General features: G+C 71.4%; 13 protein-coding genes. 6 read left to right on the top strand and 7 right to left on the bottom strand.

The window, feature by feature from the left end; all coding sequences use genetic code 11:
* Positions 1-202 precede the first annotated feature (202 nt).
* Positions 203-2,149, top strand: a complete 1,947-nt coding sequence (locus ACIQWG_RS06065) for a streptophobe family protein (protein WP_404090888.1) — start codon at positions 203-205, stop codon at positions 2,147-2,149.
* Between the two features lie 207 nt (positions 2,150-2,356).
* Complete coding sequence (gene serB / locus ACIQWG_RS06070; protein ID WP_404090891.1) at positions 2,357-3,565, top strand: phosphoserine phosphatase SerB; 1,209 nt, start codon at positions 2,357-2,359, stop codon at positions 3,563-3,565.
* Positions 3,566-3,637: 72 nt separating this feature from the next.
* Here serB and ACIQWG_RS06075 read toward each other — a convergent pair whose 3' ends face one another.
* The 4 genes from ACIQWG_RS06075 to ACIQWG_RS06090 form a co-directional block, all read right to left on the bottom strand.
* Entirely contained in the window at positions 3,638-4,156 is a 519-nt protein-coding gene (locus ACIQWG_RS06075) for a SixA phosphatase family protein (RefSeq protein ID WP_404090893.1), read from the bottom strand.
* Positions 4,157-4,221: 65 nt separating this feature from the next.
* Positions 4,222-4,428 (bottom strand): hypothetical protein, encoded by a 207-nt coding sequence (locus ACIQWG_RS06080; protein ID WP_404090896.1) that lies wholly within the window; start codon positions 4,426-4,428, stop codon positions 4,222-4,224.
* A 170-nt stretch (positions 4,429-4,598) separates the two neighbouring features.
* Entirely contained in the window at positions 4,599-4,715 is a 117-nt protein-coding gene (locus tag ACIQWG_RS06085; RefSeq protein WP_404090899.1) for an SGM_5486 family transporter-associated protein, read from the bottom strand.
* Between the two features lie 47 nt (positions 4,716-4,762).
* Positions 4,763-6,055 carry a CynX/NimT family MFS transporter gene (locus tag ACIQWG_RS06090; RefSeq protein ID WP_404090902.1) on the bottom strand — a complete coding sequence of 431 codons (1,293 nt, stop codon included), beginning with the start codon at positions 6,053-6,055 and terminating at the stop codon, positions 4,763-4,765.
* Between the two features lie 70 nt (positions 6,056-6,125).
* Between ACIQWG_RS06090 and ACIQWG_RS06095 the strand changes: the two genes are divergently transcribed.
* Complete coding sequence (locus ACIQWG_RS06095; RefSeq protein WP_404090905.1) at positions 6,126-6,818, top strand: FadR/GntR family transcriptional regulator; 693 nt, start codon at positions 6,126-6,128, stop codon at positions 6,816-6,818.
* On the opposite strand, the gene ACIQWG_RS06100 is transcribed toward ACIQWG_RS06095, so the two are convergent.
* The 3 genes from ACIQWG_RS06100 to fabG all read right to left on the bottom strand — a co-directional run bounded on the left by ACIQWG_RS06100 (position 6,796) and on the right by fabG (position 8,833).
* Positions 6,796-7,191, bottom strand: a complete 396-nt coding sequence (locus ACIQWG_RS06100; protein ID WP_404090907.1) for a hypothetical protein — start codon at positions 7,189-7,191, stop codon at positions 6,796-6,798. The two genes, ACIQWG_RS06095 and ACIQWG_RS06100, sit on opposite strands and share 23 nt — an antisense overlap.
* A gap of 164 nt (positions 7,192-7,355) precedes the next feature.
* Positions 7,356-8,123, bottom strand: coding sequence for an enoyl-ACP reductase FabI (gene fabI / locus ACIQWG_RS06105; RefSeq protein WP_404090909.1), 768 nt, complete (start codon positions 8,121-8,123; stop codon positions 7,356-7,358).
* Between the two features lie 5 nt (positions 8,124-8,128).
* Positions 8,129-8,833, bottom strand: a complete 705-nt coding sequence (gene fabG, locus ACIQWG_RS06110) for a 3-oxoacyl-[acyl-carrier-protein] reductase (RefSeq protein ID WP_404090911.1) — start codon at positions 8,831-8,833, stop codon at positions 8,129-8,131.
* Between the two features lie 200 nt (positions 8,834-9,033).
* Here fabG and ACIQWG_RS06115 point away from each other — a divergent pair, with 200 nt between their 5' ends.
* Genes ACIQWG_RS06115 through tyrS form a run of 3 tightly spaced genes read left to right on the top strand, consistent with a single transcriptional unit; the run spans position 9,034 to position 13,311 of the window.
* Positions 9,034-10,596 (top strand): TldD/PmbA family protein, encoded by a 1,563-nt coding sequence (locus ACIQWG_RS06115; RefSeq protein WP_404090913.1) that lies wholly within the window; start codon positions 9,034-9,036, stop codon positions 10,594-10,596.
* Positions 10,593-11,987, top strand: a complete 1,395-nt coding sequence (locus ACIQWG_RS06120) for a metallopeptidase TldD-related protein (RefSeq protein ID WP_404090916.1) — start codon at positions 10,593-10,595, stop codon at positions 11,985-11,987. Before ACIQWG_RS06115 ends, ACIQWG_RS06120 begins: the two co-directional genes overlap by 4 nt.
* A 55-nt stretch (positions 11,988-12,042) precedes the next feature.
* Positions 12,043-13,311, top strand: coding sequence for a tyrosine--tRNA ligase (gene tyrS, locus ACIQWG_RS06125; protein WP_404090917.1), 1,269 nt, complete (start codon positions 12,043-12,045; stop codon positions 13,309-13,311).
* The last annotated feature ends 50 nt before the right edge of the window (positions 13,312-13,361 follow it).

Genomic DNA, 13,361 nt, shown 5'->3' on the forward strand with positions numbered 1-13,361 from the left:
CACAGGGAGTCTAGGGATGTCGAACATCGTCGGGAACTATTTCAGGCTCCGCCCCCTGACCGAAAGCCGGGCCTTGTACGGACCCACGCCCACGCGCTTCGACTGGTTCCGTTGACGGGGTTGAAACCAGCCCGGAGAGTGGTAATCCACGCGAGGGGGACATGCGCGGCGAACGGCCGCGCAGCGGATCGGGGGGTCTGCCATGAGCGCGTCCAGGTACGTCGAGAGCGCGAAGGGCGGCAGGAGGCTGCCCTGGGGAGACGTCGTGCTCTCCGCGATCGTCGCCGTGAGCTGGGCGTTGATCGGGATGGCGGGTACCGCGGCGCTCGGACTGCATCTGCTTCAGGCGGACTCGTCGGGCTCGCTGGGGCCGATGACCGCGGCGGTGGTGGCCCTCGGCGCGGGTGGTTCGGTCACACCGTCCGGGGACGTGTCCGCTTTCGGCTTGACCGGCGCGGAGGCGGCGACGGCCATCGAGGTGACGCCTCTGGGGGTGAGCCTGGTCGGCGCGGTGCTGCTGTCGTGGTTCTTCCTACGGTCCCTGCGCAGCGCGGGAGTTGTGATCGCGCCGGCCGAACTGCTCGCGCGCGCGGGCGCGGTGGTCGTGCTGTTCGTGGCGACGCTGGGCGGGCTGGCCTGGGCGGGGCACGACGTCATCACGATCGACGGGAGTTCGCTGGGCCTGGACGACCTGCCGGGCGGTGGGAGCGGCGGGGACGGCGGAGGAATCGAGATCCCCGGCATCGGGGACATCGGCGGTCTGCTGCCGGACCAGATCGGCGACCTCGTCGACGCCAAGGCCGCCGTCGGCTTCACGGTGGACACGGCCCCCACCCTGCTCGGCGGCCTGGGCTGGTCCGCCGGCATCCTGCTCATCGCCCTGCTCGCCTCCCGCCGCACCCCGCTGCCGTCCGGCTGGGACGCCGTGCACCGGGTCGTGCGGCCCGCGGTGTCCGCCCTCGTCACGGTGCTGCTGATGGCGGTCACGGCGGGGCTCGCGGCGGCGGCGTACGCGGCGGTCGGCGACGCCCATCCCCAGCGCATCGCGGGCGCGGCGCTGCTCGGCGCCCCGAACGGCGTGTGGCTCGGCATCCCGATCGGCCTGTTCGTCCCGTTCGACGGCCGGGCGACCGGAGTGCTGGTGGGCCTGCTTCCGGACCCCCTGGACGACCTCCTGAACAGCGGCGCCGACCAGTCCGTGACCCTCGGCCGACTGGCTGACCTGGACGGACGGGTGTGGCTGCTCGGGGTCGCCGCGGCCGTGACGATGCTGTTGGCCGGGGTGCTGACGGCGGTACGGACGCCCGTGGTGGCCGCGGGCGGGCCGGGGGCCGCCTCGGATGGTGCCGGGGTCGTACGGCCGTCAGGAGGCGGCCTCGCCGAGGATCCGGGTCCCTGGGGGGTACGGGATCCGGGCACCCTGCGCTTCGCCGGGCGCTGCGCGCTGCGGTTCGGGATCGCCACTGCGCTGGCGCTTCCCTTGCTGGCGTGGCTGACGGAGGTGTCCGTGGACGCCTCGCTGTCGGTGCTGGGCTTCGACGCCTTCGGCGCCGGTGTCGAACTGCGCGGGAACCTCGGCATGGCGCTGGTGCTCGGAGCTGCCTGGGGCGCGGGCGCGGGTGCCGCGGGGGCTTTGCTGGCCCGGGCGACCGGGGCCGCGGGGGCCTGGGCGGCGCCGTTGGCCCGGGGGGCCGGGGCGAGTGCGCGGCCGGGTGCCGGGGAGGCGGCTGGGGCGGGTACGGCGGGTGTGGCCGACGGGAGCAGGGCACACGGTGCCGGGGCTTCGCCGTACGCGAGCCCGACCGGACCGTCCGGACCGTACGCGCCGGGTACGCCGTACCGGCCGCCGAACCCGGGGACGAACCCGTATCTGCGTGTGCCGGAGGAGTTGCGGGAGCCGGAGGACGCGCGACCGCCGGGGGCCGATCCGTCGGCGACGGGGGCTCTCGACGACCGGCCGCCCGACGGTGACGACATGTACGGCGCTCCCACCGTCGTCCGGCGGTTCGAGCCGCCCCCGAGGTCGCCCCGCCTTCCCCGGCGGCGCGGGGAGCGGTCGTCGTCCTCGGGCGAGGGGCCGCCGCCTCCACCGCCCCCTCCTCCCCCGCCGCCGCCGGGGAAGCCGGGGAAGCCGGACGGGCGCCGGTGAGCCTCCGGCCGGGGCGGGCACAGGGGGCGCGGGCAGGGCAAGCTCCTGACGCCGATCCACAGCCGGTCCTGAGCCGGCTCACAGTCATCCGCGCCACGGTGGCCGGGACGTAAGGCTCGCGCCACCCGGTCGACACCCAGTGTTCCGTGTCCGCTAGACGGACCTCAGGGGCGGCAGGCACTGGGTGCCGGATACGGTGGAAGCACCATGAGCGCTTCGCAGACCTCTGACATCCCCACCCTTCTCGTCAAGATCTTCGGGAAGGACCGGCCGGGCATCACCGCAGGCCTCTTCGACACGCTGGCCGCCTACTCCGTCGACGTGGTCGACATCGAGCAGGTGGTCACCCGGGGCCGGATCACGCTGTGCGCGCTCGTGACGCAGCCGCCGGCCGGTCTGGAGGGTGATCTGCGGGCGACCGTCCACAGCTGGGCGGAGTCGATGAAGATGCAGGCGGAGATCATCTCCGGCCTCGGCGACAACCGTCCGCGCGGTCTCGGACGCTCGCTGGTGACGGTCCTCGGACACCCGCTCACCGCGGAGGCGGCGGCCGCCATCGCCGCCAGGATCACCAAGTCCGGCGGCAACATCGACCGTATCTTCCGGCTCGCCAAGTACCCCGTGACGGCGGTGGAGTTCGCGGTCTCCGGTGTGGAGACCGAGCCCCTGCGCACGGCCCTGGTGACGGACGCGGCGGCACTGGGTGTCGACATCGCCGTGGTGGCCGCCGGACTGCACCGGCGCGCCCAGCGGCTCGTCGTCATGGACGTGGACTCCACGCTCATCCAGGACGAGGTGATCGAGCTCTTCGCCGCGCACGCCGGCTGCGAGGACAAGGTGGCCGAGGTGACGGCGGCCGCGATGCGCGGTGAGCTGGACTTCGAGCAGTCGCTGCACGCGCGCGTGGAGCTGCTGGCCGGGCTGGACGCCTCGGTCGTGGAGAAGGTGCGCAGCGAGGTGCGGCTGACGCCGGGCGCGCGCACGCTGATCCGCACGCTGAAGCGGCTCGGCTATCAAGTGGGCGTCGTCTCGGGCGGGTTCACCCAGGTCACCGACGATCTGAAGGAGCGGCTCGGGCTGGACTTCGCCCAGGCGAACACGCTGGAGATCGTCGGCGGGAAGCTGACGGGCAAGGTCACCGGCGAGATCGTGGACCGCGCGGGCAAGGCGCGGCTGCTGCGCCGGTTCGCCGCCGAGGCGGGCGTACCGCTGTCCCAGACGGTCGCGATCGGTGACGGGGCCAACGATCTCGACATGCTCAACGCGGCCGGACTCGGTGTCGCCTTCAACGCCAAGCCGGTGGTGCGCGAGGCCGCGCACACGGCGGTGAACGTGCCGTTCCTGGACACGGTCCTGTACCTGCTCGGCGTCACCCGCGAAGAGGTCGAGTCGGCTGACATGCACGACGAGGACTGAGGTCCGGGACCTGATGGCCCTGTGCGAGGGGCCCGGCGCCGTGACGGTGCCGGGCCCCTTCGCACGGCTGGGTCACTCGGACGGCGCCCAGTAGTCGAGCAGCGTGGCCACGCCGGGCTCCAGGGTCTTCCAGGAGCCGCTGAAGGAGAGCACGGCGAAGGCGGCGGCCGGGAACCCGCGGCGGCTCATCCGCTCGCGCGGGTCCTTCTCGGCGGAGCCGGACAGGATCTCGGCGAGGCCCTGTACGCCGGGGTTGTGGCCGATCAGCAGGACATTCTGGGCGTCGTCGGGCGTCTCGTTCAGCACGGCGATCAGCTCGCCAGGCGAGGCCTCGTAGACCCGCTCTTCGTAGACAGTTTTCGGCCGGTGCGGGAACTCATGGACGGCGAGCTTCCAGGTCTCCCGGGTCCGGGTCGCGGTGGAGCACAGGGCCAGGTCGAAGGGGATCGCGGTGTCGGCGAGCCTGCGTCCCGCCTCTGCCGCGTCCAGTCGGCCCCGGTCGGCGAGCGGCCGCTCATGGTCGGTCACCTGCGGCCAGTCGGCTTTCGCATGGCGGAAGAGGACAATCCTGCGGGGTTCTGCGACGCTCATGAGATCCAGCTTCGCATGAAACAGGCCACGAGGCGCAGGGAGTTGACGGGCGGTTCCTGAGGTGCTCAGCGCATGATCAGCTGCTGTATGCGCTCGATGAGCTGGGTGATCGCGGGCTCCGCGGTGGCGGCGTGGGCGTCCGAGGGGTTCAGTATCAGTGTCAGGAGTGTGATGAAGGCGAGCGCCGGCAGGGCGAGGGCCCACCACGGCAGCCGGATGTCGGCACGGCCCGTGGACGCCGGCTGGGGCGGGGTGTGCGTCTGGGCCGACATGCTGCCTCCGTGGGTCTTCGAGTGTCCGTGTGCGCCTGTCGCGGTCACACTTCGAAGTTACGGATTGCCGGGCCGTCAACCCATCCGGTGATCCACCCAGTTGACCCTGACACTCACCCCCTAGGGGATGGTGGGGCCAGCCCCACCATCGGCTGACGGGGCGGGCCGTCTCAGGGGGAGGCGATCGACGCGATGACGCCGATGATCACGAAGATGGCGAGGAACGCGCCGAAGACGAGCAGCAGCTTCTTCTGGCCGTTCTGGGGGTTCGGGTCGAGCGCTGGCATGGGGCAAGTCTCGCACCCGTCGCCCGCGGCGGGCGCGCCGGGGTGAGTCAGCGGCCCGCCTCGTCCTCCACCGTGCGGTTGCGCCCCGCCAGGACTCCCACCGCCATCTGCGGGATCATCAGCGCGGCCATGAGGGCGATCGGCAGTCCCCATCCGCCGCTGTGCTGGTAGAGCACGCCGACCAGGAGCGGGCCGGGGATGGAGATCAGATAGCCGGTGCTCTGCGCGAAGCCCGACAGCTGGGCCACGCCCGCGCTGGTCCGGGCTCGCATGCCGACCATCGTGAGGGCGAGCGGGAACGAGCAGTTCGAGATGCCCAGCAGCACGGCCCACACCCAGGAGCCGGAGGCCGGGGCCAGGTACATGCCGGCGTAGCCGACGAGGCCGCAGGCGCCCAGCGCGAGCACGATCGGCCCCTGGTGGGGCAGCCGGGTGGCGAGCCGCGGGATGACGAAGGCCAGCGGCACGCCCATCACCATGGTGACGGCGAGCAGCAGTCCGGCCGTGCCGGCGTGCACTCCGGAGTCCCGGAAGATCTGTGCCATCCAGCCCATCGTGATGTAGGCGCCGGTGGCCTGGAGGCCGAAGTAGACGGCGAGGGCCCAGGCGGTACGGCTGCGGGTGATCCGCAGCGGGGGCGCGTCCACGCGCGCGTGGCTCTCCCCGGCGGACTCGGCGGGTGAGGCGCCGCGGTGCCGTACGAACCGGATCCACGGCAGTACGGCCACCGCCGCGAGCCCCGCCCACACCGCGAGGCCGGTCTGCCAACTTCCGCCCAGCGCCTCGGTCATGGGCACCGTCACCGCGGCCGCGGTGGCGGTGCCGAGCGCGAGGGCCATCGAGTACAGGCCGGTCATGGAACCGACCCGGTCGGGGAACCAGCGCTTGACGATGACCGGCATCAGGACGTTGCTGACCGCGATGCCCATGAGGGCGAGCGCCGTGGTGACCAGGAAGCCGGCCGTGCTGCCCACGTACGGCCGGATCAGCAGGCCCGCGGTGATGGCGACCATGCCCGCGCACACCACCGCGCCGGGGCCGAAGCGGCGGGCCAGGCGGGGGGCGGCGACACCGAAGACGGCGAAGCAGAGCGGGGGCACGGACGTGAGCAGTCCGGCCACACTGCCGCTCATGCCGAGCGCGTCACGGACCTCTTCGAGGAGGGCGCCGAGGCTGGTGATGGCGGGTCGGAGGTTCAGCGCGGTCAGCACGATGCCGGCGACGAGCAGCCGCATCGTCCACGCGCGCGTGGTGGGCTCTGGGGCGGGGTGCGCCTCAGAGGTGCGTATTCGCATGGACGTCACCGTCCGGGTTTCCTCGCTTGCCATGAGACCCATCATAGAATCATGGGATGATTGGTTGTCCACTCCCGGGCCGCCCCGACCCGGTCCTCCCGTGCGAAGGTGTGCCATGCCCCTGAGCCACCCCCGCCGCTCGGCACTGTCCGAGCAGGTCATCGCGGCGTTGCGGAACCAGATCGCCTCGGGCGAATGGCCTGTCGGCGCCCGTATCCCGACCGAGCCCGAGCTGGTCGAACAGCTCGGCGTGGCCCGCAACACGGTCCGCGAGGCGGTGCGCGCGCTCGCGCACAACGGCCTGCTGGACATCCGCCAGGGCTCCGGCACCTATGTGGTGGCGACCAGCGAGCTGGCCGGCGTCATGCACCGCCGCTTCACCGACGCCGACCCCCGGCACATCGCCGAGCTGCGCTCCACCCTGGAGTCGGGCGCGGCGAAGCTGGCCGCCGAGCGGCGCACGGAGAAGGATCTCAAGCAGCTCGAGACGCTTCTCGTACGGCGCGAGGAGGCCTGGGAGTCGGGTGACACGGAGGCGTTCGTGGCGGCCGACGCGACGTTCCACCTGGCGGTGGTGGCGGCCTCCCACAACGAGGTGATGACCGCGATGTACGCGGACCTGGGCGAGGTCCTGGTGGACTGGCTGCGCGACGACGTCGGCCCGGAGCTGACGCCGGAGACGTACCTGGACCACGCGCGGCTGCTGGAAGCGATCCGCGCGGGGGACGCGTCGGCGGCCGGGGACGAGGCGGCGGGCTATCCGTTCCACTGCCGTCCGGGGCGCGTCAGCCCTCCCGGCGGTGGCTGACCCAGGCGGAGTCGATCTCCTTCCAGCAGCGGGCCGTCAGCCGCACGGTCTGCGCGGGCTCGGCCTTGACCGCGGAGCCGTCGCTGTCGAGGTCCCACCAGCGCGCGCACTCCACGTGCAGGGCCACCCTGTCGGTCTCCGGATAGGGGTTGTGGCAGTACGCGGTCACATGGGAGCCGGAGACATCGATCCGGCAGGCGGCGCCGAACGGCTCCTCGGACTCCTCGGGCTCTTCCTCGGACTCCTTCACGGACTCCGTCTCGGCGACGGCTTGCGCGGAGTGAACGCGCGCGTGGGCCGCCGCCGCGCAGGACACGGGCAGTACGAGTGCGACGGCGACGGTCGTTGAGGCCAAGCGGCGGGACAAGCGCACAACGGGACCTCCTCGGCCGTACGGGAGAGGGGCTCGCGTGAGGAACGCGTACTCCAGGGTGCGCGGCCGTCGGCCCCGCCCGCCTCGCCGGATGGGCCGAACGGGTGACGCCCCGCTCCCCCGCGCGGGGCGGGAAACGGGGCGTCACCAGGCGTTACGGCAGATCAGGCGCCGATGGCGTGCAGTCCGCCGTCCACGTGGATGATCTCGCCGGTGGTCTTCGGGAACCAGTCGCTCAGCAGGGCGACGATGCCCTTGCCGGCCGGCTCCGGGTCCTTGAGGTCCCACTCCAGCGGGGAGCGGTTGTCCCACACGGAGGCCAGGTCGCTGAAGCCCGGGATGGACTTGGCGGCCATGGAGCCGATCGGGCCCGCGGAGATGAGGTTGCAGCGGATGTTCTGCTTGCCCAGGTCGCGCGCGATGTAGCGGCTGGTGGCCTCCAGGGCGGCCTTGGCGGGGCCCATCCAGTCGTACTGCGGCCAGGCGTACTGGGCGTCGAAGGTGAGGCCGACGACCGAGCCGCCGTTCTGCATCAGCGGCAGACAGGCCATGGTGAGCGACTTCAGGGAGTACGCCGACACGTGCATGGCGGTGGCGACGGACTCGAACGGCGTGTTGAGGAAGTTGCCGCCGAGCGCGTCCTGCGGCGCGAAGCCGATGGAGTGCACGACGCCGTCGAGGCCGCCGAGCTCCTCGCCGACGATGTCGGCCAGCCGGCCCATGTGCTCGTCGTTGGTCACGTCGAGCTCGATGACCTTGGTGGGCTTCGGGAGCTTCTTGGCGATGCGCTCGGTCAGCGTGGGCCGCGGGAAGGCGGTCAGGATGATCTCGGCGCCCTGCTCCTGGGCCAGCTTGGCGGCGTGGAAGGCGATGGAGGACTCCATCAGCACACCGGTGATCAGGACGCGCTTGCCCTCGAGAATTCCGCTCATGGTGATCAGTGACCCATTCCCAGTCCGCCGTCAACGGGAATGACGGCTCCAGTGATGTACGAGGCGTCGTCCGAGGCGAGGAACCGCACCGTCGCGGCGATCTCCTCCGGCTTCGCGTACCGGCCGAGCGGCACCTGCGAGACGATGCCCGCGCGCTGCTCGTCGGTGAGCACCTTGGTCATGTCGGTGTCGACGAAGCCGGGCGCGACGACGTTGAAGGTGATGTTGCGCGAGCCCAGCTCACGGGCCAGGGAGCGCGCGAAGCCGACGAGCCCGGCCTTGGAGGCGGCGTAGTTCGCCTGCCCCGCGGAGCCGAGCAGCCCGACCACGGACGAGACCAGGACGACGCGGCCCTTCTTGGCCCGCAGCATGGCCCGGTTGGCGCGCTTGACGACGCGGAAGGTGCCGGTGAGGTTGGTGTCGACGACCGAGGTGAAGTCCTCCTCGGACATGCGCATCAGGAGCTGGTCCTTGGTGACGCCGGCGTTGGCGATCAGCACCTCGACCGGACCGTGCTCGGCCTCGATCTCCTTGTAGGCCTGCTCCACCTGCTCGGTGTCGGTGATGTCGCACTTGACGGCCAGGAAGCCGGCCGGCGGCTCACCCGAGCGGTATGTGATCGCGACCTTGTCGCCGGCGTCGGCGAATGCGCGGGCGATGGCGAGGCCGATGCCCCGGTTGCCTCCGGTGACGAGAACCGAGCGGCTCAACGGATCACCCTTTCGATAGAGGTCTGACACACCCGCCCGAACAGCTGGATGACAGGCGGCTTCTCCGAAAACCTATCGGGCCGGTCGCGACCACGGACATTCGGGCACCGACAGTGGCGCAGGGGAGTCACTGTCGGGTCTCTACAGAAAGAAGCCGACTCCAGCCGGAAACGTGTGGTCCACTGTCCCGCCCGCGCGAAATGATCGGGCCGACAGGCCACGACAGCAGGGAGACCTCCGTGCCTCATACGATCGATGAAGCCTTCACGGCGCTTCCGCTACGCGCCCTGGCCGACGCGGCGCTGGCACGCGCGCGTGCGCTCGGGGCCGAGCACGCGGACTTCCGGTTCGAGCGGGTGCGCAGCGCGTCCTGGCGTCTGCGGGACGCCAAGCTCGCCGGGTCGTCGGACACCACCGACCTCGGGTACGCGGTGCGGGTGGTGCACGGCGGGACCTGGGGCTTCGCGTCGGGGGTGGATCTGACGATGGACGCCGCCGCCAGGGTCGCCTCTCAGGCGGTGGCGATGGCGAAGCTGTCCGCCCAGGTGATCAAGGCGGCCGGGTCGGACGAGCGAGTGGAGCTCGCCGACGAGCCTGTGCACACCGACCGGACCTGGATCTCGTCGTACGAGATCGATCCGTTCTCGGTGCCCGACGAGGAGAAGTCGGGGCTGCTGGCGGACTGGAGCGCGCGGCTGCTGGCGGCCGACGGGGTCAACCACGTGGACGCCTCACTGCTGACCGTCCACGAGAACAAGTTCTACGCCGACACCGCCGGGACCGTGACGACCCAGCAGCGCGTCCGGCTGCATCCGCAGCTGACCGCCGTGTCGGTCGACGAGTCGAGCGGCGAGTTCGACTCCATGCGCACCATCGCGCCGCCCGTCGGACGTGGTTGGGAGTATCTGACCGGCACCGGCTGGGACTGGCAGGGCGAGCTGGAGCGGATCCCCGAGCTGCTCGCCGAGAAGATGCGCGCGCCGAGCGTGGAAGCGGGCCCGTACGACCTCGTCGTCGACCCGTCCAACCTGTGGCTGACGATCCACGAGTCCATCGGGCACGCCACCGAACTGGACCGCGCCCTCGGCTACGAGGCGGCCTACGCCGGCACCTCCTTCGCCACCTTCGACCAGCTCGGCAAGCTCCGGTACGGCTCGGACCTGATGAACGTCACCGGTGACCGCACCGCCGAGCACGGCCTCGCGACCATCGGGTACGACGACGAGGGCGTCGCGGGCCAGTCCTGGGACCTGGTGAAGAACGGCACCCTGGTCGGCTACCAGCTGGACCGGCGGATCGCGCGGCTGACCGGGTTCGAGCGGTCCAACGGGTGCGCGTTCGCCGACTCCCCCGGCCATGTGCCGGTGCAGCGCATGGCCAACGTCTCGCTCCAGCCGGATCCCGCCGGGATGTCGACCGAGGATCTGATCGGGAGCGTGGACCGCGGGATCTACGTCGTCGGCGACCGGTCCTGGTCGATCGACATGCAGCGCTACAACTTCCAGTTCACCGGGCAGCGGTTCTTCAAGATCGAGAACGGGCGGATCACCGGTCAGCTGCGGGACGTCGCCTATCAGGCGACCACCACCGACTTCTGGGGCTCCATGGCGGCCGTCGGCGGTCCGCAGACCTACGTCCTCGGCGGTGCCTTCAACTGCGGCAAGGCCCAGCCCGGGCAGGTCGCGGCCGTCTCGCACGGCTGCCCGTCGGCCCTCTTCAAGGGCGTCAACATTCTGAACACCACGCAGGAGGCCGGTCGATGAGCGCCCGTAGCAACAAGCCGCACGAGATCGTCGAGCGGGCCCTGGAGCTGTCGCGGGCCGACGGGTGTGTCGTCATCGCCGACGAGCAGTCGACCGCCAATCTGCGCTGGGCCGGCAACGCGCTGACCACGAACGGCGTCACGCGCGGGCGGACGCTCACCGTGGTCGCGACCGTCGACGGCAAGGAGGGCACCGCCTCAGGAGTCGTGTCGCGGTCCGCCGTGACCGTCGACGAGCTGGAGCCGCTGGTCCGGGCCGCCGAGGCCGCCGCACGCGCCGCCGGGCCCGCGGAGGACGCGCAGCCTCTGGTGACGGACGTCGCGGCGGCGCCGGACTTCGCGGACGCCCCCGCCGAGACCTCGTCCACGGTGTTCGCCGACTTCGCCCCGGCGCTCGGCGAGGCGTTCTCACGCGCGCGTGCGGGCGGACGGGAGCTGTACGGCTTCGCCAACCACGAGATGGTCTCGACCTACCTGGGCACCTCCACCGGGCTGCGGCTGCGGCACGACCAGCCCAACGGGACGCTGGAGCTGAACGCCAAGTCGCCGGACCGTACCCGCTCGGCCTGGGCGGGCCGCTCCACCCGGGACTTCAAGGACGTGGACCCGACCGCGCTGGACGCCGAGCTCGCCGTACGTCTGGGCTGGGCCGAGCGGCGCCTGGAGCTGCCGGCGGGCCGCTACGAGACGCTGCTGCCCCCGACGGCCGTGGCCGACCTGCTGATCTACCAGCTCTGGTCGGCCTCGGGCCGGGACGCGGCCGAGGGCCGCACCGTGTTCTCCAAGCCGGGCGGCGCGACACGCGTCGGCGAGAAGCTGAGCGAGCTGCCGCTGACGCTGCGCAGCGACCCGAACGAGCCGGGCCTGGAGTCCGCGCCGTTCGTGATCGCGCACTCCTCCGGCGGTGACCAGTCGGTGTTCGACAACGGGCTGCCGCTCGGGCCCACCGAGTGGCTGCGCGAGGGCAGGCTGAGCCACCTCACGACCAGCCGGCACAGCGCGGGTCTGACCGGTCTGCCGGTGGCGCCGGCGATCGACAACCTGATCCTGGACGGCGGCGAGGACCGCTCGCTGGAGGAGATGGTCGCGAACACCGAGCGCGGGCTGCTGCTGACCTGCCTCTGGTACATCCGAGAGGTCGACCCGGCGACGCTGCTGCTCACCGGCCTGACCCGGGACGGGGTGTACCTCGTCGAGAACGGCGAGGTGAGCGGCGAGGTCAACAACTTCCGGTTCAACGAGTCGCCGGTGGATCTGCTGGGGCGGGCGACCCAGGCGGGGCGCACGGAGAAGACCCTGCCCAGGGAGTGGGGCGACTGGTTCACCAGGGCCGCGATGCCGGCCCTGCGCGTCCCCGATTTCAACATGAGCTCTGTCAGTCAGGGCGTATAACCTCGTAGTCGGCTGTCACCCGACTGCCCGAGATCATCAAGGAGACACGAGAACCGTGACGGACATCGTCGACGAGCTGAAGTGGCGTGGCGTGATCGCCCTGTCCACTGACGAGGACGCATTGCGCAAGGCGCTCGCGGACGGTCCCGTCACGTTCTATTGCGGTTTCGACCCGACCGCGGCCTCCTTGCACGTCGGCCACCTGGTCCAGGTGCTCACGATGCGCCGCCTCCAGCAGGCGGGCCTGCGCCCGCTGGCGCTGGTCGGCGGCGCGACGGGCCAGATCGGCGACCCGCGCCCGACGGCCGAGCGCACGCTGAACGACCCGGAGACGGTCGCGAACTGGGTGAACCGCCTGCGCGCGCAGATCGAGCCCTTCCTCTCCTTCGAGGGCGACAACGCCGCGACGATGGTCAACAACCTGGACTGGACGGCCGGGATGTCGGCCATCGAGTTCCTGCGGGACATCGGCAAGCACTTCCGCGTCAACAAGATGCTCACCAAGGACTCGGTCGCCCGCCGGCTCCAGTCCGAAGAGGGCATCAGCTACACCGAGTTCAGCTACCAGCTGCTCCAGGGCATGGACTTCCTGGAGCTGTACCGGCGGTACGGCTGCACGCTCCAGCAGGGCGGCAGCGACCAGTGGGGCAACCTCACGGCGGGTCTGGACCTGATCCACCGGCTGGAGCCGCACGCGGGCGTGCACGCGCTCGCGACACCGCTGATGACCAAGGCGGACGGCACCAAGTTCGGCAAGACCGAGGGCGGCGCCATCTGGCTCGACCCGGAGATGACGACGCCGTACGCGTTCTACCAGTTCTGGCTGAACGCGGACGACCGGGACGTCTCCACGTACCTGCGCATCCTGTCCTTCAAGTCCCGCGAGGAGCTCGAGGAGCTGGAGAAGCAGACCGAGGAGCGTCCGCAGGCGCGTGCCGCGCAGCGGGCGCTGGCCGAAGAGCTGACGACGCTGGTGCACGGCGCCGACCAGACGGCCGCCGTGATCGCCGCGTCCAAGGCCCTCTTCGGGCAGGGCGAGCTGACGGAGCTGGACGACCGGACGCTGGCGGCGGCCCTCTCCGAGGTGCCGCACATCCGGGTCGAGCAGCTCGGCCCGGTCGTCGACCTCCTCGCCGAGGTCGGCCTGGTGGCCAGCAAGTCCGCCGCGCGGCGCACCGTGAAGGAGGGCGGGGCCTACGTGAACAACGTCAAGGTCACCGGCGAGGACGCGGTTCCCGCGAAGGAGGACCTGCTGCACGGGCGGTGGCTGGTGCTGCGGCGCGGGAAGAAGAACCTGGCGGCGGTGGAGGTCACGGCCGTCTGACCTGACGTACGCACGACGACAAGGGGCGGCCTCCGGTGACGGAGGCCGCC

The sequence above is a fragment of the Streptomyces sp. NPDC098781 genome, from assembly GCF_044759995.1.
In the GTDB taxonomy this organism is placed as follows: domain Bacteria; phylum Actinomycetota; class Actinomycetes; order Streptomycetales; family Streptomycetaceae; genus Streptomyces.

Coding starts and splice junctions, on each gene's coding strand:
- ACIQWG_RS06065 (WP_404090888.1), top strand. CDS start 203: ATGAGCGCGTCCAGGTACGTCGAGAGCGCGAAGGGCGGCAGGAGGCTG.
- serB (WP_404090891.1), top strand. CDS start 2,357: ATGAGCGCTTCGCAGACCTCTGACATCCCCACCCTTCTCGTCAAGATC.
- ACIQWG_RS06075 (WP_404090893.1), bottom strand. CDS start 4,156: ATGAGCGTCGCAGAACCCCGCAGGATTGTCCTCTTCCGCCATGCGAAA.
- ACIQWG_RS06080 (WP_404090896.1), bottom strand. CDS start 4,428: ATGTCGGCCCAGACGCACACCCCGCCCCAGCCGGCGTCCACGGGCCGT.
- ACIQWG_RS06085 (WP_404090899.1), bottom strand. CDS start 4,715: ATGCCAGCGCTCGACCCGAACCCCCAGAACGGCCAGAAGAAGCTGCTG.
- ACIQWG_RS06090 (WP_404090902.1), bottom strand. CDS start 6,055: ATGATGGGTCTCATGGCAAGCGAGGAAACCCGGACGGTGACGTCCATG.
- ACIQWG_RS06095 (WP_404090905.1), top strand. CDS start 6,126: ATGCCCCTGAGCCACCCCCGCCGCTCGGCACTGTCCGAGCAGGTCATC.
- fabI (WP_404090909.1), bottom strand. CDS start 8,123: ATGAGCGGAATTCTCGAGGGCAAGCGCGTCCTGATCACCGGTGTGCTG.
- ACIQWG_RS06115 (WP_404090913.1), top strand. CDS start 9,034: ATGATCGGGCCGACAGGCCACGACAGCAGGGAGACCTCCGTGCCTCAT.
- ACIQWG_RS06120 (WP_404090916.1), top strand. CDS start 10,593: ATGAGCGCCCGTAGCAACAAGCCGCACGAGATCGTCGAGCGGGCCCTG.